We start from the raw sequence: 17,832 nt of genomic DNA on the forward strand, positions 1-17,832 counted from the left end.
ATGCGCCGGGTCTACCCGTCACACCCGCCCGAGGTATGCGCCGGGACCTTCCCTCACACCCGCCCCGGGCGTTTCCCCCGGGTCATCCCCTCACGCCCGCCCGAGGTATGCGCCGGGACCTTCCCTCACACCCGCCCCGGGCGTTCCCGCCGGGACTTTCCCTCACGCCCGCCCAAGGGTATGCGCCTGCTCTGACAGCGCGGGGGCAGTAGGGCGTTGAGCTGGTACGTCGTGTCTGTGCCGGGCGGGTACGGGGGTGCGGCGTCGGGGTGGCGGTGGTGCGTGGGGTGGGCCGGTGTACGGGGGTGTCGGTGAGGGGAGTGGCCGTGTCGTAAAGGCTCCCCCCGGGCCACCCCACTCCTGAGTGTGCGGGCCTGCGTCCGGTGTCAAGGGCGTCCCTTCCGCTTCGCTCCAGGGACGTCGCTGCGCGATGGGGCTTCGCCCCACCCCTGACACCGCACTCCGGCCCGAAAGACCGGCGGCTATGGGTGGCCCGGAGGGAGCGGGCACCCTAACACTGCACTACGGATGCCATGCCCGGAGGACGGGGGCGCCCGGCCGCCGGGCGCCGGGCCCTCCCCGAGCGCCGAGGTCCCCGGCGGACGTTGGGCGGGCTGCCGGGCGCCGGGGCCCCCGATCGCCGATGTCCCCGGCAGACGGGGGAGGTGGACGGGGACCGGAGGCGGGCCGGGCCCGATCGCCGACCCCTCCGCCGGACGGAGGGAAGAGGCCGGAGGCGGGGCGGGCCCCATCGCCGATGTCCCCGGTGGACGTGGGGCGGAAGACGGAGGCGGGCCGCCCTGATCGCGGACGTCCCCGGAAGACGGGGGCCGGGACGCCGGGAGTTGGGCCCGCCGTCATCGCGGGCGGGCGCGGCACCGGGCAGGGAGGTGCCGGGCCCGGCCGGCTCGCAGATGACCCGTCCGACGGCGGTGCCGGGGCCCCGGCGGAGGAATCTGGCCGTAACTCGCGGTAACACCCGGCAATCCGGCCCGATTCGAGCCCGGAGGGCCGACTTTCGCCCGGCTGGGCTCGCTTGCCCGCCCCCGGGCGGTGCCGGGCGGGCGGAATGCGCGCCACCGGGACGAGTTCGGGGTTCGCCCCCTTCAAAATCGGCCTAAATCGCCCGTTCGGCCCGACTTTCGCCCGCGTGCGGTCATACGGGTGGGGACCCGGGCGCCCGCAGCGGCTCGGATGGGCCTAGCCGAGACGAACTCGCGGTAACCCACCCGCCGAACCTGGCCAAAACACCCACCGGGGGTGACTTTCGCCCATCCACGTGCAGGTAGCTGCTCCTCGGCCCGGTTGCCGCCGTTCGCGGAGGTCGGGTGGAGAGATCGGAGCGTAACTCGCGGTAACAGCCTCGGATACGGGACGAATCGGGGCCGAAGGTCGAGTTTTGCACCGCGAGACGCACGCACCCCGGCCGGGTCGTGCCCGGCTACGCTCGCCCGGCGCCGCGGCTCACCCCGACGCGGCTCACCCCGACGCCGCCCCCCACAGACGCCGCCCCTTCAGCGGCGCGCTCAGCGGGTCAGGACCACCTTGCCGAACAGGTCGCCCGTCGCCATCTTCTCGAAGCCCTCCCTGGCGCGGTCCAGCGGCAGCACCGTGTCGATCACCGGGCGGACGCCCTTCGAGGCGCAGAAGTTCAGCAGGCCCGCCAGTTCCTCCTTGCTGCCCATCGTCGAGCCGACCACCTTCAGTTCCAGGAAGAAGATCCGCTGCAGTTCCACCGCCGACGGGTTCGGGCCGCTCGTCGCGCCGGAGATGACCAGGGTGCCGCCCGGGCGGAGGGACTTCACCGAGTGGGACCACGTCGCCGCGCCCACCGTTTCCAGGACCGCGTCCACCCGGTGCGGCAGGCGCGTGCCCGGGGCTACCGCGGCTTCCGCGCCCAGGTCCTCCGCCCGCTTGCGCTTCGCCTCGTCGCGGCTCGTCGCGTACATCCGCAGCCCCGCCGCCGCGCCCAGCACGATCGCCGCCGTGGCGACCCCGCCGCCCGCGCCCTGGACCAGGACGGAGTCGCCGGGGCGTACGCCCGCGTTGGTGAAGAGCATGCGGTACGCCGTCAGCCATGCCGTCGGCAGGCACGCGGCCTCCTCGAAGCTCAGCTCCTTCGGCTTCGGCAGGACGTTCCAGACCGGGACGGCGACCTGCTCCGCGAACGTGCCCTGGTACCGCTCCGTCAGCAGCGACCGCGGCTCGTTCGGGCCCACCCCGTGGCCGGTCTGGCCGATGACGGAGTGGAGGACGACCTCGTTGCCGTCGGCGTCGACGCCCGCCGCGTCGCAGCCGAGGATCATCGGCAGGGCGTCCTCGCCGAGTCCGACGCCGCGCAGCGACCACAGGTCGTGGTGGTTGAGGGAGGCGGCTCTGACGTCGACGACGGCCCATCCGGGCGGGGCCTGCGGCGCGGGCCGCTCCCCCAACTCCAGGCCGTTCAGCGGCTCGTCACGGTCGATGCGGGCTGCGTAGGCGGCGAACATGACCATGAAGTTACGCCCCGGGGCGGGGGCGTACCAGCCCCCGCCCCGCCGAGCGAAATTTCTCACCCGGGTCCGCGGACCCGGAAGCGGCTCACAGCACCTTCGACAGGAACGCCTTCGTCCGCTGGTGCTGCGGGTTCGTCAGGACGTCCCGCGGGTGGCCCGACTCCACCACCGCGCCGTCGTCCATGAACACCAGCGCGTCCCCGACCTCCCGCGCGAACCCCATCTCGTGCGTGACGACGATCATCGTCATGCCCGACTCCGCGAGGTCGCGCATCACGTCCAGCACCTCGCCGACCAGCTCCGGGTCGAGCGCCGAGGTGGGCTCGTCGAAGAGCATCAGCTTCGGCTCCATCGCCAGCGCCCGCGCGATGGCGACGCGCTGCTGCTGGCCGCCGGAGAGCTGCGTCGGGTAGCCGGCCGCCTTGTCCGCGAGGCCCACCCGGTCCAGCAGCCGCAGCGCGCGCTCCCGCGCGGTCGCCTTGGACTCCCGCTTGACCTGGACCGGCGCCTCCATGACGTTCTCCAGCGCGGTCATGTGCGGAAAGAGGTTGAAGCGCTGGAACACCATGCCGATGTCCTTGCGCTGCGCGGCGACCTCTCTTTCCTTCAGCTCGTAGAGCTTGTTGCCCTGCTGCCGGTAGCCGACGAGGTGGCCGTCGACGTACAGCCGGCCGGCGTTGATCTTCTCCAGGTGGTTGATGCACCGCAGGAAGGTCGACTTGCCGGAGCCGGAGGGGCCGACGAGGCAGAAGACCTCGCGCGGCGCGACCTCCAGGTCGATGCCCTTGAGTACGTGGGTGAGCCCGAAGGACTTGTGTACGCCCTCGGCCCTGACCATTGCCGTCATGGCGGCGCTCACCTCGTTCCCTTCAGCCGCGGCCCGGAGAAGACGCTCCGCCGGATCTTCTGCCACGGGGTCAGCGGCAACTGGCGTACGGAGCCCTTGGCGTAATGCCGCTCGATGTAGTACTGGATCACGCTGAACACGCTGGTCATCGCCAGATACCAGATGGCGACGACGATGTACATCTCCATCGGGTTCAGGTTGGTCGCGGAGATCTCGTTGGAGACGAACGTCAGCTCGGTGTACTGGATCACCATCGCCAGCGACGAGGTCTTGAGCATGTTGATGAACTCGTTGCCCGTCGGCGGCACGATCACCCGCATCGCCTGGGGCAGCACGATGCGCCGCATCGTCTTGCCCCGGCTCATGCCGAGCGCGTGCGACGCCTCCGTCTGGCCCTCGTCGACCGACTGGATGCCGGCGCGGACGATCTCGGCCATGTACGCGGCCTCGTTGAGCCCGAGCCCGAGGAGCGCCGCCACGAACGGGGTCATGACGTCGGTCATCTCGTTCTTGTAGATCGGACCCAGGTTGAGGGTCTGGAAGACGAGGCCGAGGTTGTACCAGAGCAGCAGTTGCAGCAGCACCGGGGTGCCGCGGAAGAACCAGATGTAGAGGTTGGCGAACGTCGAGGTCACCGGGTTGTCCGAGAGCCGCATGACCGCGAGCACGATGCCGAGGACCACGCCGAGCAGCATGGCGAGCACGGTGATCAGCAGCGTGTTCCCGGCGGCTTCGACGACCCGGTCGGAGAACAGGTACTCGGGGACGTCGCCCCACTCGATCTTGGCGTTGGCGAAGGCGTAGACGAGCAGCCCGAGGAGCGCGAGGACGACCGCGGCACTCACCCAGCGCCAGGGGTGGCGCACGGGTATCGCCTTGATCGTCTCGGGCGGCACCGCGGTGGCGGTGCCGGTCTTCGAGAGCTCGGGCCCGGCCGGTCGCTTGTCGGCCGGGCCCGGTGAGTTCGGGTCGGTCACGGGAGGACTTCTCTCTGGAACGGCTGCGGGCGGTCGTTACTCGTTGCCACCGTTGACGGTGGCCTTGTCGACGCCGCCCTGCTGGACTTCCCACTTCTCCAGCACCTTCTGGTACTCGCCGTTCTCGATGATCGCGTCCAGCGCCTCGGCGAGCGCGTCACGCAGCTCGGCGTTGTCCTTGGACACCGCGATGCCGTACGGGGCGGCGTCGATCTGCTCGCCGACGACCTCGAAGTCGTCGCCGCCGCCCGACTCACGGGCGTTGTACGCGGCGACCGGGAAGTCGTTCAGGTCGGCGACGGCCCGGCCCTGCTTGACCTGCTGCAGCGCCTCGGTGTCCTTGGTGAAGGGCAGCGTCTTGATCGGCTTGTCGCACTTCTCGTTCTGCGCCTTGGCGATGTCCGCGCTGACCGTGCCCCGCTGGAAGGCGACGGTCTTGCCGCACAGGTCGTCGAGCGTGGAGATGCCGTCGGGGTTGCCCTTCTGGACCAGGATGGAGACGCCGGCGGAGAAGTAGTCGACGAAGTCGACCTCGGCCTGGCGCTCCTTGTTGTCGGTCATCGACGACATGATGATGTCGAAGCGGCCGGAGTCGAGCGACGGGATCAGGTTGTCGAAGACGTTGTTCTGGAACTGGAACTCGACGCCCAGCTCCTCGCCGAGCGCGTTGGCGATGTCGATGTCGACGCCGGCGGGCTTGCCGCCCTGGTCGAATTCCATCGGGGCGTACGCGATGTCGGAACCGACCTTGATCACGCCGGCGTCCTTGATGGCCTTGGGCAGCGCGCCGGGCGCCGCGTTCGACGAGGTCTTGGTCTCGCCGCCGCCGTCGCCGCTGTCGCCCCCGTCGTCGGTCTGGTCGCCGCAGGACGAGAGCACGAGGGCCCCCGCGGCGGCGAGTGCCCCGACGGCCACCAGTCGAGACTTGGCTGCTCCGGTGCGCCGGGTGGTGCGAGGGCTCATTGCGGGATCCTCCTGCGGGGGGTGAACGGGGGTCAGAAGTTCACGGCCCCGGACGCGGCAGTTTGGTACGCCTGGGGCGGATGTCGACGACTGCCGACGACGGCATCTTTGCATCCGGAAGACACGGCTCAGGAAGGCTGCCGGGTCAAAATCCGATAACAGGTTCGGTAGTGAGACGTAGCTCACGTTGCGGCATTCCGCCCAAAGCACCTGAATCGCGCCATTTCGCAGTATGCAAGCCTCCGCATGGCTATGCGATTCGGCTCCGTTCAGTCTCGAGAAGTTGCTCGCACGGGGCGCTCGGCTTCCTGTACAACGGACACTTACACCCCAAATCCGGGGCCCAGGGCGCGAGTGCGGCGCGCCCGGTGTCCGGGCCTCACCGTGGCCATGGCGCTCACTCCGCGGCCAGGCGGCCGGACACGTGCCCGCCCACCCCTCGACCGAGAGGGGTGGTTCCTCTTTCTGACTGTGACTAAGGGGTCAACAACGTGGCAGCGGAGATCGTCAACCCTCCGAGCGGGACGGATACGTCCGACAGCCCAGACGACGACTACTTCGACCCGGCCTTCGCGCTCCACCGGGGCGGCAAGATGGCCGTCCAGGCGACCGTGCCGGTCAACGACAGGGACGACCTGTCGCTCGCCTACACACCGGGCGTCGCCAAGGTGTGCACCGCCATCGCGGAACAGCCCGAACTCGTCCACGACTACACCTGGAAGTCCCAGGTCGTCGCCGTCGTCACGGACGGCAGCGCGGTCCTGGGCCTCGGCGACATCGGGCCTGAGGCGTCCCTTCCGGTGATGGAGGGCAAGGCCATCCTCTTCAAGCAGTTCGGCGGCGTGGACGCGGTCCCCGTCGCGCTGGACTGCCGCGAGGTCGACGAGATCGTCGAGACCGTGGCGCGGCTGGCGCCCTCCTTCGGCGGGGTGAACCTGGAGGACATCTCCGCCCCCCGCTGCTTCGAGATCGAGCGCAAGCTCCAGGAGCGCCTGGACATCCCGATCTTCCACGACGACCAGCACGGCACCGCCGTCGTCACGCTCGCCGCGCTGCGCAACGCGACGAAGCTCAGCGGCCGGTCGCTCGGCGAGCTGCGCGCGGTGATCTCCGGGGCCGGCGCAGCCGGCGCGGCGATCGCGAAGATCCTCGTGGAGGCCGGCATCGGGGACGTGGTCGTCGCCGACCGCAAGGGCATCGTCTCCGCGGACCGCGAGGACCTGACCGACGCCAAGCGGGAACTGGCGGAGCTGACCAACCGCGCGGGGCGTACGGGCTCGCTGGAGTCGGCGCTCGCGGGCGCGGACGTCTTCATCGGCGTCTCCGGCGGCACGGTGCCGGAGCGGGCGGTGGCGACGATGGCGGAGGGCGCGTTCATCTTCGCCATGGCCAACCCGAACCCGGAGATCCACCCGGACGTGGCGCACAAGTACGCGGCGGTCGTCGCCACCGGCCGCAGCGACTACCCGAACCAGATCAACAACGTGCTCGCGTTCCCCGGCATCTTCGCCGGCGCGCTCCAGGTCCGCGCCTCGCGGATCACCGAGGGCATGAAGCTGGCGGCGGCCGAGGCGCTGGCCGACGTGGTCGCGGCCGAGCTGAGCCCGGAGTGCGTGATTCCGTCGCCGTTCGACGAGCGGGTGGCGCCGGCCATCACGCGCGCGGTCGCCGCGGCGGCGCGCGCGGAGGGCGTGGCGCGGCGGTAGCCGGCCGCGCGGCCCGTACGGCGCACGCCCGGCGGGCGGCGCGCGTCCGGGCCGTGGAGAACCGTGAGCGGGGCCGTCCGGCGGTGTGTGCCGGGCGGCCCCGCTGCGCGTCGTACGGAGGCGCGGTACGGGCGGGCGCGTACGGGCGGCGGCGTACGGCCCGCGCCCCTCAGGCCGCCACGCGCTCCCCCGGCGCCCTGCGCCGCAGCCCGGCGTGCAGGATCGCCGGCGGGTCGTACGCCATGTCCAGCCGCCCGACCTCCGTGCCCGGCGGCACGATGGCGTCGATCTCGTCCAGCACGTCGTCGCCGAGGGTCGTCCCGGCGCCCGCGAGCAGGTCGTCCAACTGCTCCATGGTGCGCGGCCCGATGATCGCGGACGTGACACCCGGGTGGGAGATCACGAAGGCCAGCGCCATGTGCGTCAGCGACAGGCCCGCCTTCTCCGCGAGCGGAAGGAGCCGTTCGACGGTGTCGAGCCTGCGCTCGTCGGCGAGGTGCCTGAAGCCGTAGCCGCCGCGGAAGGTGGTGGGCTCCTGGCCCTTGCGGTAGCGGCCGGTGAGCATGCCGCCGGCCAGCGGGCTCCACACCAGCGTGCCCATCCCGTAGCGCTCGCAGACGGGCAGCACCTCGCGCTCGATGCCGCGGTCGAGGACCGAGTAGTTCGGCTGCTCGGTGCGGAACCGCACCAGGCCGCGCCGCTCGGCGGTCCACTGCGCCTCGACCAGGTCCGAGGCGGGGAACGCGGACGTGCCGACGGCCCGTACCTTCCCGGCGCGCACCAGGTCGGTGAGCGCGGACAGGGTCTCCTCGATGTCGGTGTCGGGGGCGGGCCGGTGGATCTGGAACAGGTCGACGTGGTCGGTGCCCAGCCGGCGCAGCGAGTCCTCCAGGGCGCGGACGAGCCAGCGGCGGGAGTTGCCCTGCCGGTTGGGGTCGTCGCCCATGGGCAGGTGCGCCTTGGTGGCGAGCACGACGTCGTCGCGGCGGCCCTTGAGCGCCTTGCCGACGATCTCCTCGGACTCGCCGTGGCCGTAGATGTCGGCGGTGTCGACGAAGTTGACGCCCGCGGCCAGCGCCTTGTGGATGATGCGGACGGACTCGTCGTGGTCGGGGTTGCCCTGGGCGCCGAACATCATCGCGCCCAGGCAGTAGGGGCTGACCTTGATCCCGGTCCGGCCCAGCGTGCGGTACTGCATGGCTCTCCTCCTGCGTGGACTGCGGGTCGTACGCGCCGATAGAGTGAATACGGAACGCCGTTCAGTCCGAGAATACGGAACACTGTTCCGCTTTTGCAAGGGGTCCGCGCATGCCTGAGCGCAGCACCACGGGGGAGCCGGCCCCCGGCCGCCACATGCGGCCGGACGTCCGGCGCAGCCTCGACGCGCTGCTGACCGCGGCCGCCGAGGTCTTCGAGACGGAGGGCGTGGACGCGCCCGTACGCCGCATCACGGCGAAGGCGGGGGTGGGGGCGGGGACGCTCTACCGGCACTTCCCGCAGCGCTCCGACCTCATCACGGCCGTCTTCCGCAACGAGGTCGACGCCTGCGCCGCGGCCGCCCCCGCGCTCGCCGCGCAGTACGAGCCGGTGGAGGCGCTGACGCGGTGGCTGCACCGCTTCACCCGGTTCATCACCGCCAAGCAGGGCCTGAAGGCCGCCCTCCACTCCGGCGACTGCACGTACGAGAGCCTGCCCGGGTACTTCCAGGAGCGCTTCGTCCCCGCCCTGACCGAGCTGCTGGACGCCGCCGCGGCGGCCGGCGACATCCGCTCCGACGTGACCCCCGACGACCTGCTGCAGGCGCTCAGCAGCATCATCGACCCGGACGACCAGGAGTACACGCGGCGCATGATCGGACTGCTCGTCGACGGGCTGCGCTACCGCGGCTGACGCCGCCCGCCGGCGCGGCCGCTCAGCGCAGCGCCAGCACCGCCGCGTCCCGCGCGGACGCCCAGACCGTACGGGCCTCGGCGAAGCCGGCTGCGCGCAGCGTCTCGGCGTGCCAGGCGGGGGCCTGGACGTCGCCGTCGGCGTGGCCCTCGTTCGGGTCGTTCGGGTCGCCGAATATCGCGAAGCGCTCGGCCGCGGGGCCGCCGAGCACCGGGTCGGCCGCGACCACGCGCCACCAGTCCGCCCAGTCCAGCACGCCTTCCGCCCGCTCGCGGTCCTGGCGGACCTTGCTCCAGTTGCGCACGGCCTCGTTGATGGCGGGCGTCACGGGGTCGGGCATGTGGTCGGCGTTGACGAAGATCCCGCCCTCGCGGACGACGCCGGCGATCTGCCCGTAGAGCGTGGCGAGCTGGTCGGAGAAGAGCCAGTGCAGCGCGGTGGAGGTGAGCACCGCGTCGTACGAGCCGTGCGGCAGCCGCGCCGTCCAGTCGGGCTTGGCGAGGTCGGCGGTGACGAACTCGGCGCGCGGGTCGTCGGCGAAGGTGCCGCGCGCGATGGTGAGCAGCGCGGGGTCGAGGTCGACGCCGGTGGTGCGGGCGCCGGGGAACCGGCGCAGCACCCGGGCGCTGATGCTGCCCGTACCGCAGGCCAGGTCGAGCACCCGGGGCTCGGGGCCCACGAGGGCCTCGACGGCGTCGAGCATCACCCGGAAGCGGTCCTCGCGATCCGGCATGTACCACTCCTGCTGGCGGTCCCAGCTCGCCTGCCAGCCCTGCCAGTCGGCCCCCACGGGCGTCGCGGCGGCGGTCGTTCCGGCCATTGCTGCCTCCCCTGCCTCTGCTGCGTAATACCCTCTATACGGGGTCGTCCATTACGGCCCCGCCGCGTCAGCATAAGCCGAGCCCGTAAGGACTACAAGTGGAACTGGCCTATTACTCAGATATGGCCGTGCGCCTCGTCAACACCGAGGAGCCGCAGCGCGGCACCGACTCGCTGACCTCGCTGGACGCGGCCAAGGAGCTCTTCCTGGACAGCGGCAACTTCACCCGGCGGGCCACGGACGCCGACGTCAGCAGGCTGCGCCAGGTGCGCGGGCGGCTGCGGGGGATCTTCGAAGCCGCCGACGAGGGCGACGAGGTGCGCGCCGTCGACATGCTCAACGCGCTGCTCATCGACTTCCCGGTCAGCCCGCAGGTCAGCGGGCACGACTTCCGCGACGAGGACGGGCGGCCCAAGTGGCACCTGCACATCGCGGAGCAGTCGGCCAACTCCGGGGCGGGCTTCGCCGCCGCGGCGTGCATGGGGCTGGCCGTGCACCTCACCGACCTCGGCGTCGACCGCCTGGGCCTCTGCGCGGCCCCGCCGTGCCGCAACGTCTTCCTCGACACCTCGACGAACCGGTCCCGCCGCTACTGCTCCGACCGCTGCGCCACCCGCGCCAACGTCGCGGCCTACCGCGCCCGGAAACGCCAGGCCAACGGCCGCACCGCCGACGCCGCCCAGGAGACCGCGCCGGGCGCGGACCGCACCGGGGACTGACAGCAACCCGCCAGGCCGGCTCCGCCGCGGCGGACGGGAAAGTGAGGGACTGCGGAAGCAGGGGACGTACGCGCCCCGAAGCCCCCCCCTCCCGCCACCACCGCGGCAGCGGACCCGCGCCAACGTCGCGGCCTACCGCGCCCGGAAGCGCCAGGCCAACGGCCGCACCGCCGACGCCGCCCAGGAGACCGCCGCGGGGACCGAGCGGACCGAGGGCTGAAGGCCCCTCGGGGGGCGCAGGCGCAGGAGGGCGCGGGCGACGACCAGTTCGTCCGGTACGGCGCCGAACTCCCGGCTGTCGTTCTCCACGAACCGGTTGTCGCCGAGCACCCACCAGCCGCCGTCGCGGCGCGCCACCACCCGTTTCACGATCAGCAGATCCTGCTGGAACGGATGGCGCAGCACCGCCACGTCTCCGGGCCGCACCTCCACCCCGTACTGCACGACAAGCTGATCCCCCGGACGCAGCGTGGGCACCATCGACGGACCGTCGACCGCCGCGAGGCCGAGGCGCTGCAGCCCTCGGCGCCCGGCGTCGTGCCTGCGCTCGTTCACCTGGCCCTGCATCGGGCATGCACCTCCGGCCTGTCGTCCACAAGGCCCAGCCTTCCACTGGACTTTTGACCTAAGCCCTCCGGGGCACTCGCGAATTTTCGTTCCCCACGGAGTAATGTCCCACCTGGAAGACGATCACGAGGAAGGACGGCTGCTTTCCATGTTTTCTCGCCTGTTCGCCCCCAAGGTGACGGTCAGTGCCCACTGCGACCTCCCCTGCGGCGTCTACGACCCGGCCCAGGCCCGTATCGAGGCCGAATCGGTCAAGGCCATCCAGGAGAAGATGCAAGGGAACGACGACCCGCACTTCCAGGCGCGGGCCACCACCATCAAGGAGCAGCGCGCGGAGCTTGCCAAGCACCACGTTTCGGTGCTGTGGAGCGACTACTTCAAGCCCCCGCACTTCGAGAAGTACCCTGAGCTGCACCAGCTCGTCAACGACACGCTCAAGGCCCTCAGCGCCGCCAAGGGGTCCACCGACCCGGCCACGGGCCAGAAGGCGCTGGACTACATCACCCAGGTCGACAAGATCTTCTGGGAGACCAAGCAGGGCTGAGCCCCTTACGGGCTACGGACACCCGCGCGCCCGTACCGTCACGGACGGTACGGGCGCGTTCCGGTCTCCTGGCCGCCCCGGCGCGAATCGGCTCCGCCCCCGTGGCAGTTCCCTGCTACGCCCGCGGGCCGGCAACTTCTTGCCGCCACGCGCGCGTTCTCACCGCCGCCGACTACTTCTTGAGATCGGCGAGCACCGTCTCGGTCTCGTCCTTCAGCATCTGCTCCACCTCGTCGGGCGACGGCGGGGCGGTGGAGTCGGTGCCTCCGTAGTAGCTCCAGTCCATCTGGAAGGTGAACCAGCCGTCGCGCACGGCCAGGGTCATGGAGCGGCTGCTGCTGTCGCCCTCGCCGTTCTCCCTGACCAGGTACGCCTCTTCGCCGAAGCCCTTGACCGGCTCGGTCTTGTATTTGTAGTCCGCGTCCGAGCGGTCCTCGTAGCCCTTGTACGTCGGGGCGAACTCGCCGGTGGGGTCCGACGCCCCGTGCCAGATGGCGGTGACGGAGACGTAGGAGCTGGAGTAGTCGTCCGGGTCCTGCTCGCGGTCCGTCAGGCTCCAACTGCAGAAGCTCTGGGACAGTTCTTCCTGCTCCGAGCCCCAGCCGGTGGCGCCGCCGGCGGCGTCCGAGGTGTCGTACTGCTCGTCGAACGCCTTCAGATCGGTGCTCTCGCAGAGGTCCTTCTCGAAGCCGTAGCCGAGGACCGGCTCGGGGTCCTCGGACGAGTCGAACCCGCCGGTGGCGAAGAGCGCGCCCGCCCACACCGCGGAGGCGACCACCACGCCCCCGAGGCCCCACAGCCAGGCCGGCACGCCCTTCTTCTCCGCGGCGCCGAAGCCGGGCGGCGGCGCCCCCGGGGGCTGGCCGGGCGGCTGGCCCGGCGGGCCGCCGGAGGGCTGGCTGGTGATCGGGACACCGGCGGGCATCGTCGGCTGTGCGTACGGGTACTGCTGCGGCACCGAGCCCTGGGGCTGCTGCTGTGCGTAGGGGTTGGGGTTGTTCTGCTGGTACGGATTCGGCGGCGGGCCCGGCGGTATCGACATGAGCGCAATGTACCGCCTGGCGGCGACACCGGCCGAGCCGTCTCACCGGCGCCCCGGACGGGGGCGGGCGCGCCGGGAGACGGGCCTCAGAGCGGGAGGCTCCAGGTGGCGGGCTCCTTCTCGAAGTCGCCCACCACGACCTCGACATCGAGGTTCTTCGCACCGTCGGGGACGAAGAAGGCGAACTTCTGCGTGGCCTTTTTGCCGGGCAGCACGGTGCCGGTGAAGCCGCCGCCGACCTGGCCGTCGAAGATCTCCTCGGCCTCGTTGCCCTCCTCCCCCGCGCGGGCCATCAGGAGGGTCATCGTCGGATCGAACTTCGCGTCGCCGACGTTCTCCAGCGTGACCGTCACCTCGAAGGGCTTGTGGCCGGCCGGGACCTCGACCATCTCGTCTATGGCGTACGGCGACGCCTCGGAGACGGTGGCCTTGAGGTCGTCGTAGGCCGCGGTGTCGCCCGGGGCCAGCGCCCCGCCCTGCCCCTCCGGCGCCTCCTCCTTCTCCGAGTCCTTCCCGCTCCCGCCGCCCTGCGCGGCGGAGCCGGCCTTCTCGGTCTTCGGCTCCTCGGAGCCGCAGGCGGTGAGCCCGCCGAGGGCGAGCACGGCGGCGACGGCGCCGGCGACGGCGAGAACTCCGCGGCGGGGCGCGGTGACGGATGCGGACATGGGTCCCTCCCCTGATCGGCGAACCCCCGTTCGGGGCCCTGGGGGCAACATTAGAGAAGACTGTGAACGTCGTCAACACAGGAATTCATCGAGATTCCATTCACGCCGTGGACATGCTCCCGCAGGCGTCTGGCTATGCTGTGGCTCACAACTTTGGCCGCAGCAGGGCCGAACCACGCGAGGAGGCGCCGTGCCGGACGAGCACACCGCAGTGACCGCCGCCGGCATCGCACGCCTCGCCGGCGTCGGCAGGGCCGCCGTCAGCAACTGGCGGCGCCGGCACGCGGACTTCCCCCGCCCCGTCGGCGGCACCGAGGCCAGCCCCACCTTCGACCTCGTCGCGGTCGAGGAGTGGCTGCGCGGCCAGGGGAAGATCCGTGCCGTGCCGCTGCGCGAGCGGGTCTGGCAGCAGGTGGCGGCGCACCCCGACGGCGCCCCCGCCGGGCTCGCCCTCGCGGGGGCGGCGCTGCTCGTCGTACGGGAACGGCCCGCCGAATGGCTCGCCCTGGCCGAGGGGGCCGACGCCGCCCGTGCCGCGGGACTGCCGCCCGCGCTGCGGGAGGTGCTGGCCGCACGGCTCGGTTCACAGCATCCTGTGAACATCCCCGACGACGTCTCCGCCGCCCTGCCGCTCCTGCGCGGCGCGGGCGAGCTGGCCGCGGAGGCGGGCAGCGCCCCGCGCGCGTACGAGTTCCTGCTCACCCGCTATCTGGAGGCCAACCCCCGGCAGCACACGCTGACCCCGCCGGAGCCGGCGTCGCTGATGGCCGCGACCGCAGGCGTCGGCCGGCGGGCGGCCGTGCTCGACCCGGCGTGCGGCGCGGGCACCCTGCTCACCGCCGCCCCCGGCGAAGGCCCCCGCTACGCGCAGGAGGCGGACCCCGACCTGGCCGCGCTCGCCGCGCTGCGGCTCGCGCTGCACACCGGCGCCGAGGTCAGGGCCGCGGCCGCGGACAGCCTGCGCGCCGACGCCTTCGCGGACGTCGCCGTCGACGCCGTGCTCTGCCACCCGCCGTTCAACGAGCGCAACTGGGGCCACGACGAACTCGCCTACGACCCCCGCTTCGGCTACGGGCTGCCCGCCCGCACCGAGTCCGAGCTGGCCTGGGTGCAGCACGCGCTCGCCCGGCTGCGCGACGGCGGCACCGCCGTCCTCCTGATGCCGCCCGCCGCCGCCTCCCGCCGCTCCGGCCGCCGCGTCCGCGCCGAACTGCTGCGCCGCGGGGCGCTGCGGGCCGTCGTCGCGCTGCCGGCCGGTGCGGCGGTTCCGTACGGGCTCCCGCTGCACCTCTGGGTGCTCCGCAAGCCCGGCGCGACCGCGCCCGCGGGCGGGCTCCGGCTGCTGTTCGTGGACGCCGCCGAGCGCTACGGGACCGGCCGGGACCGGGTCCGCTGGGCGCCGCTGCACACCGATGTGACCGCCGCCTGGCGCGCGTTCGACCGCGGCGGCGAGATCGCGGAGGAGCCGGGGGCGGTGCGTACCGTGTCCGTCGTCGACCTGCTCGACGACGACGTGGACCTCACGCCCGCCCGGCACCTGCCGCCTGCCGCCGCGGACGGCTCCGCGGCCGCGCTCGGCGACGTACGGGAGCGGCTGGCCGAGGCCCTGCGGCTGAGCGTGGACCGCACGCCGCCGCCCCCGGCGCGGGCCGCGGCCCGGGAGGCGCCGCTGACCACGGTCGGGGAACTGGCCCGGGCCGGTGCCCTGAAGCTGCGGATGGGCGGCGCGGGCGCGGTGCCGCCGGGCGGCGCGGCGCCGCCGGTGCTGACCGAGCACGACGTCGCCGGGGGCACCGCGCCCTCCGGGCGGCTGCCGGAGGGCGCGGCGGAGGAGCCGCTCCTGGTCGCGGCGGGGGACGTGGTGGTGCCCGTGCTGGGCGGCGGGCGGGTCGCCCGGGTCGTCGACGGGGACACCGCGGGCGCCGCGCTCGGCCGCAACCTGGCGCTGCTGCGCCCGGACGCGGCGGCCGTGGACCCCTGGTTCCTCGCCGGCTTCCTGCGCGGTACGGCCAACGCCCGGCAGGCCAGCAGCCACGCCTCCACCGCGACCCGCCTCGACGTACGCCGGCTCCAGCTCCCCCGGCTGCCGCCCGCGGAACAGCGGCGCCACGGCGAGCTGTTCCGGGGGCTGGCCGCGTTCGAGGACGCGCTGCGCGAGGCGGGGCGGCTCGGCGGCCGGCTGGTGCAGGGGCTGTACGACGGGCTGGCCGAGGGCAGCGTCGGACCCTGGTAGGACCGCGGGGCACGCGCGCGCCCGCGTAGGTACGCTTTCTCCACCTTTTCCGCACACCTGCCCACGCCCGGCGGCGGCTCTCCCGCCGCCGGGCGCCGCACCCCCACCGGTCCCGCACAGGAGCACCCGCATGTACGGCCCTCCGGAGCCGCGTTCCGCCTCTCCCGCGCTGCGCGTCGTGCTGCGCGTGGTCTTCACCGTCGTGGCCGTCGCCAGCCTCGGCCTGCTCGCCTGGGCGGCGATGCTGCGGCTGGCGATCCTGCGGCGTACGCGCCTCGACTGGGTGCTGTTCTGGGCCTCCGCCGCGGTCGCCGCCGGCGCGCTGGCGATGCTGGCCACGGTGGACGGCCAGGAGCTGCCGGCGTGGCGCGAGAACACGGGCGGGATCCTGCTGATCGTGCTCATCGTGTCGGTCGTCCCGTGGTTCCTCATGGTCGACATCCAGCACCACCGGGAGGCCGCCGGGCGGCGGTTCGGCGCGGGCGGTCCCGCGGCGGGCGGGCCGGTGCCGCCGTACGCGCCCGTCCCGCCGCCGTACGGGCAGCACCCCTCGCCGTACGCGCAGGGCCCCGGGCCGTACGCGCACGACACCCCGCCACCGCCGCCGGGGGCCGCGCCGCCCCGGCCTGCCGCGCCCCAGCCGCCCGCGCCGGACGCGCCCCGCGCCGCCCGGGTCCGCGCCGAACTCGACGAGCTGAGCGACCTCCTCCGCCGCGAGCAGGAAGGCGACCGGTGAACGGCCGTCTCGTCGCGGGCCGTTACGAGCTGTCCACCCCGATCGGCAAGGGCGGCATGGGCCAGGTCTGGCAGGCGTACGACCGGACGCTCGACCGCCGCGTCGCGGTCAAGCTGCTCCGGGTCGAGACGATGACGACCGGCTCCCAGGCGGACGAGCTGCGCCGCCGCTTCACCCGCGAGTGCCGCACCACCGCGCAGGTCGACCACCCCGGCCTCGTCACCGTGCACGACGCGGGCAGCGACGCCGGCGAGCTGTACCTCGTCATGCAGCACGTCGGCGGCGCCGACCTCGCCGACCATCTCGCGGAGCACGAGCCGTACCCCTGGCAGTGGGCCGTGGCGGTGGCCGCGCAACTGTGCGCGGTGCTCTGCGCCGTGCACGCCGTGCCGATCGTCCACCGGGACCTCAAGCCGCGGAACATCATGGTCCGGCCGGACGGCACCGTCACCGTGCTCGACCTCGGCATCGCGGCCGTCCTCGACGCCGACACCACCCGCCTGACCCGCACCGGGGTGCCGATCGGCACCCCCGCGTACATGGCGCCCGAGCAGGCGATGGGCGGTGCCGTCGGCCCGTACACCGACCTGTACGCGCTCGGCGTGGTGCTGCACGAACTCCTCACCGGCGGCGTGCCGTTCGCCGGCTCCACCGCCCTGGGCGTGCTCCACCGCCACCTGTACGAAGCGCCCGCGCCGGTGGGCCTGGTGCGCCCCGAGGTGCCCGGGGAGCTGGCGGACCTGGTGCTCTCCCTGCTGGCCAAGGACCCGCAGGACCGGCCGGCGACCGCCCACGACGTGTACGAGGCGCTGGTGCCGCTGCTCCCCGCGCCCGACGGCGGCCGCCCCGCGGGCATGCTCGACCCGACCCGGCCCTTCCGCCGCCCGCACGCCCCCTGGCCTGACCGGGCCGCGGCGCCCGCCGGAGGCCGCGCGGCCGGGCCGGCCGGCGCGCAGGAGGCGCTCGGGGCACCCGGGGGCGCGGCGACGCCCGTGCCCGCCGGTCCGTCCTCCGCAACGCCCGCGGGCGCGCCACCCGCGCGGGCGGGCACGGACCTCGCCGCCGCCGTGGACGAGGTCAAGCAGCTCCTCGACGCCGGCCGCATCACCCAGGCCGTCGACATCCTCGGCGGCATCCTGCCGGAGGCGAGCGCCCGCCACGGGGAGGGCTCCACGGTGGTCCGCATGATCCGCAGGCACTACGCGGCCTCGCTCATGGACGACGGACAGTACCGGCGCGCGCTGCCGGAGCTGCGCCGGCTCGCGGACGAGCGCGCCGCGGAGTCCGGCCAGGCCGACCCGCAGGCGCTCCGCTACCGCTACGAGGCCGCCCAGTGCCTGGAGCAGATCGGCGCGGCCGCAGCGGCGCTCGCCGAGTACCGCGCGCTGCTGCCGTACTTCACGAACCCGTACGCAGGACTCGACCCGGCCGACGCCCTCGGCCTGCGCCACCGCACGGCCCAGCTCCAGCTCGCGCTCGGCGACCACACGGCGGCCGGCGGCGAGTTGTCCGCGCTCCTGCCCGAACTGGAGCGTGTCTACGGCCCCGCGCACCCGCTGGCGGAGTCGGCGCGACGGGCCCTCGCGAGCCTGACGAGGTTCGGCGCCCGCTGACCCAGCGGCCGCCTG

General features: G+C 73.1%; 16 protein-coding genes. 7 read left to right on the forward strand and 9 right to left on the reverse strand.

What is annotated here, in order from left to right; all coding sequences use genetic code 11:
- Positions 1 to 1,526 precede the first annotated feature (1,526 nt).
- From CXR04_RS10875 to CXR04_RS10890, 4 genes are all read right to left on the reverse strand, one after another.
- Positions 1,527 to 2,489 (reverse strand): zinc-binding dehydrogenase, encoded by a 963-nt coding sequence (locus tag CXR04_RS10875; protein WP_101426308.1) that lies wholly within the window; start codon positions 2,487 to 2,489, stop codon positions 1,527 to 1,529.
- A gap of 91 nt (positions 2,490 to 2,580) precedes the next feature.
- The gene (locus CXR04_RS10880; protein ID WP_101421644.1) at positions 2,581 to 3,333 is read right to left on the reverse strand and encodes an amino acid ABC transporter ATP-binding protein; all 753 of its coding nucleotides are present in this window, start codon (positions 3,331 to 3,333) and stop codon (positions 2,581 to 2,583) included.
- Positions 3,334 to 3,350: 17 nt separating this feature from the next.
- The gene (locus CXR04_RS10885) at positions 3,351 to 4,319 is read right to left on the reverse strand and encodes an amino acid ABC transporter permease (protein ID WP_101421645.1); all 969 of its coding nucleotides are present in this window, start codon (positions 4,317 to 4,319) and stop codon (positions 3,351 to 3,353) included.
- Positions 4,320 to 4,355: 36 nt separating this feature from the next.
- On the reverse strand, positions 4,356 to 5,282 hold the full coding sequence (locus tag CXR04_RS10890; protein WP_199850439.1) for an ABC transporter substrate-binding protein: 927 nt from the start codon (positions 5,280 to 5,282) through the stop codon (positions 4,356 to 4,358).
- Between the two features lie 491 nt (positions 5,283 to 5,773).
- On the opposite strand from CXR04_RS10890, the gene CXR04_RS10895 reads away from it, so the two are divergent.
- Positions 5,774 to 6,988, forward strand: coding sequence for an NAD(P)-dependent malic enzyme (locus CXR04_RS10895; protein WP_101421647.1), 1,215 nt, complete (start codon positions 5,774 to 5,776; stop codon positions 6,986 to 6,988).
- A 169-nt stretch (positions 6,989 to 7,157) separates the two neighbouring features.
- On the opposite strand, the gene CXR04_RS10900 is transcribed toward CXR04_RS10895, so the two are convergent.
- Positions 7,158 to 8,186: an aldo/keto reductase gene (locus CXR04_RS10900; RefSeq protein ID WP_101421648.1), complete on the reverse strand. Its 1,029-nt coding sequence runs from the start codon at positions 8,184 to 8,186 to the stop codon at positions 7,158 to 7,160.
- Between the two features lie 110 nt (positions 8,187 to 8,296).
- On the opposite strand from CXR04_RS10900, the gene CXR04_RS10905 reads away from it, so the two are divergent.
- Positions 8,297 to 8,878: a TetR/AcrR family transcriptional regulator gene (locus CXR04_RS10905; RefSeq protein WP_101421649.1), complete on the forward strand. Its 582-nt coding sequence runs from the start codon at positions 8,297 to 8,299 to the stop codon at positions 8,876 to 8,878.
- A 22-nt stretch (positions 8,879 to 8,900) separates the two neighbouring features.
- On the opposite strand, the gene CXR04_RS10910 is transcribed toward CXR04_RS10905, so the two are convergent.
- Positions 8,901 to 9,698, reverse strand: coding sequence for a class I SAM-dependent methyltransferase (locus CXR04_RS10910; protein ID WP_101421650.1), 798 nt, complete (start codon positions 9,696 to 9,698; stop codon positions 8,901 to 8,903).
- A gap of 122 nt (positions 9,699 to 9,820) precedes the next feature.
- On the opposite strand from CXR04_RS10910, the gene CXR04_RS10915 reads away from it, so the two are divergent.
- Entirely contained in the window at positions 9,821 to 10,417 is a 597-nt protein-coding gene (locus CXR04_RS10915; RefSeq protein ID WP_101421651.1) for a CGNR zinc finger domain-containing protein, read from the forward strand.
- 132 nt (positions 10,418 to 10,549) lie between these two features.
- Here the strand turns inward: CXR04_RS10915 and sodX are convergent, their stop codons facing one another.
- Positions 10,550 to 10,984 carry a nickel-type superoxide dismutase maturation protease gene (gene sodX, locus CXR04_RS10920; protein WP_101421652.1) on the reverse strand — a complete coding sequence of 145 codons (435 nt, stop codon included), beginning with the start codon at positions 10,982 to 10,984 and terminating at the stop codon, positions 10,550 to 10,552.
- Positions 10,985 to 11,132: 148 nt separating this feature from the next.
- Between sodX and sodN the strand changes: the two genes are divergently transcribed.
- On the forward strand, positions 11,133 to 11,528 hold the full coding sequence (sodN, locus tag CXR04_RS10925; RefSeq protein ID WP_101426309.1) for a superoxide dismutase, Ni: 396 nt from the start codon (positions 11,133 to 11,135) through the stop codon (positions 11,526 to 11,528).
- A gap of 172 nt (positions 11,529 to 11,700) precedes the next feature.
- Here sodN and CXR04_RS10930 read toward each other — a convergent pair whose 3' ends face one another.
- On the reverse strand, positions 11,701 to 12,570 hold the full coding sequence (locus CXR04_RS10930) for a hypothetical protein (protein WP_101421653.1): 870 nt from the start codon (positions 12,568 to 12,570) through the stop codon (positions 11,701 to 11,703).
- 86 nt (positions 12,571 to 12,656) lie between these two features.
- Positions 12,657 to 13,235, reverse strand: coding sequence for a DUF4352 domain-containing protein (locus CXR04_RS10935; protein ID WP_101421654.1), 579 nt, complete (start codon positions 13,233 to 13,235; stop codon positions 12,657 to 12,659).
- Between the two features lie 190 nt (positions 13,236 to 13,425).
- Between CXR04_RS10935 and CXR04_RS10940 the strand changes: the two genes are divergently transcribed.
- The 3 genes from CXR04_RS10940 (at position 13,426) to CXR04_RS10950 (ending at position 17,817) form a co-directional block, all read left to right on the forward strand.
- The gene (locus tag CXR04_RS10940) at positions 13,426 to 15,468 is read left to right on the forward strand and encodes an N-6 DNA methylase (RefSeq protein WP_234380166.1); all 2,043 of its coding nucleotides are present in this window, start codon (positions 13,426 to 13,428) and stop codon (positions 15,466 to 15,468) included.
- 130 nt (positions 15,469 to 15,598) lie between these two features.
- Positions 15,599 to 16,204 carry a hypothetical protein gene (locus CXR04_RS10945; RefSeq protein ID WP_101421655.1) on the forward strand — a complete coding sequence of 202 codons (606 nt, stop codon included), beginning with the start codon at positions 15,599 to 15,601 and terminating at the stop codon, positions 16,202 to 16,204.
- A complete protein-coding gene (locus CXR04_RS10950; RefSeq protein WP_101421656.1) occupies positions 16,201 to 17,817 on the forward strand; it encodes a serine/threonine-protein kinase in 1,617 nt (538 codons plus the stop codon). The genes CXR04_RS10945 and CXR04_RS10950 overlap by 4 nt, the downstream gene beginning before the upstream one ends.
- Positions 17,818 to 17,832 lie beyond the last annotated feature (15 nt).

This window comes from Streptomyces sp. CMB-StM0423 (assembly GCF_002847285.1).
GTDB lineage: Bacteria > Actinomycetota > Actinomycetes > Streptomycetales > Streptomycetaceae > Streptomyces.

What these genes read in the sequence shown, in the direction of transcription:
- CXR04_RS10875 (WP_101426308.1), bottom strand. Translation starts at nt 2,489, where the DNA reads ATGTTCGCCGCCTACGCAGCCCGCATCGACCGTGACGAGCCGCTGAAC.
- CXR04_RS10880 (WP_101421644.1), bottom strand. Translation starts at nt 3,333, where the DNA reads ATGGTCAGGGCCGAGGGCGTACACAAGTCCTTCGGGCTCACCCACGTA.
- CXR04_RS10890 (WP_199850439.1), bottom strand. Translation starts at nt 5,282, where the DNA reads ATGAGCCCTCGCACCACCCGGCGCACCGGAGCAGCCAAGTCTCGACTG.
- CXR04_RS10900 (WP_101421648.1), bottom strand. Translation starts at nt 8,186, where the DNA reads ATGCAGTACCGCACGCTGGGCCGGACCGGGATCAAGGTCAGCCCCTAC.
- CXR04_RS10905 (WP_101421649.1), top strand. Translation starts at nt 8,297, where the DNA reads ATGCCTGAGCGCAGCACCACGGGGGAGCCGGCCCCCGGCCGCCACATG.
- CXR04_RS10910 (WP_101421650.1), bottom strand. Translation starts at nt 9,698, where the DNA reads ATGGCCGGAACGACCGCCGCCGCGACGCCCGTGGGGGCCGACTGGCAG.
- CXR04_RS10915 (WP_101421651.1), top strand. Translation starts at nt 9,821, where the DNA reads ATGGCCGTGCGCCTCGTCAACACCGAGGAGCCGCAGCGCGGCACCGAC.
- sodX (WP_101421652.1), bottom strand. Translation starts at nt 10,984, where the DNA reads ATGCAGGGCCAGGTGAACGAGCGCAGGCACGACGCCGGGCGCCGAGGG.
- sodN (WP_101426309.1), top strand. Translation starts at nt 11,133, where the DNA reads ATGTTTTCTCGCCTGTTCGCCCCCAAGGTGACGGTCAGTGCCCACTGC.
- CXR04_RS10930 (WP_101421653.1), bottom strand. Translation starts at nt 12,570, where the DNA reads ATGTCGATACCGCCGGGCCCGCCGCCGAATCCGTACCAGCAGAACAAC.
- CXR04_RS10935 (WP_101421654.1), bottom strand. Translation starts at nt 13,235, where the DNA reads ATGTCCGCATCCGTCACCGCGCCCCGCCGCGGAGTTCTCGCCGTCGCC.
- CXR04_RS10945 (WP_101421655.1), top strand. Translation starts at nt 15,599, where the DNA reads ATGTACGGCCCTCCGGAGCCGCGTTCCGCCTCTCCCGCGCTGCGCGTC.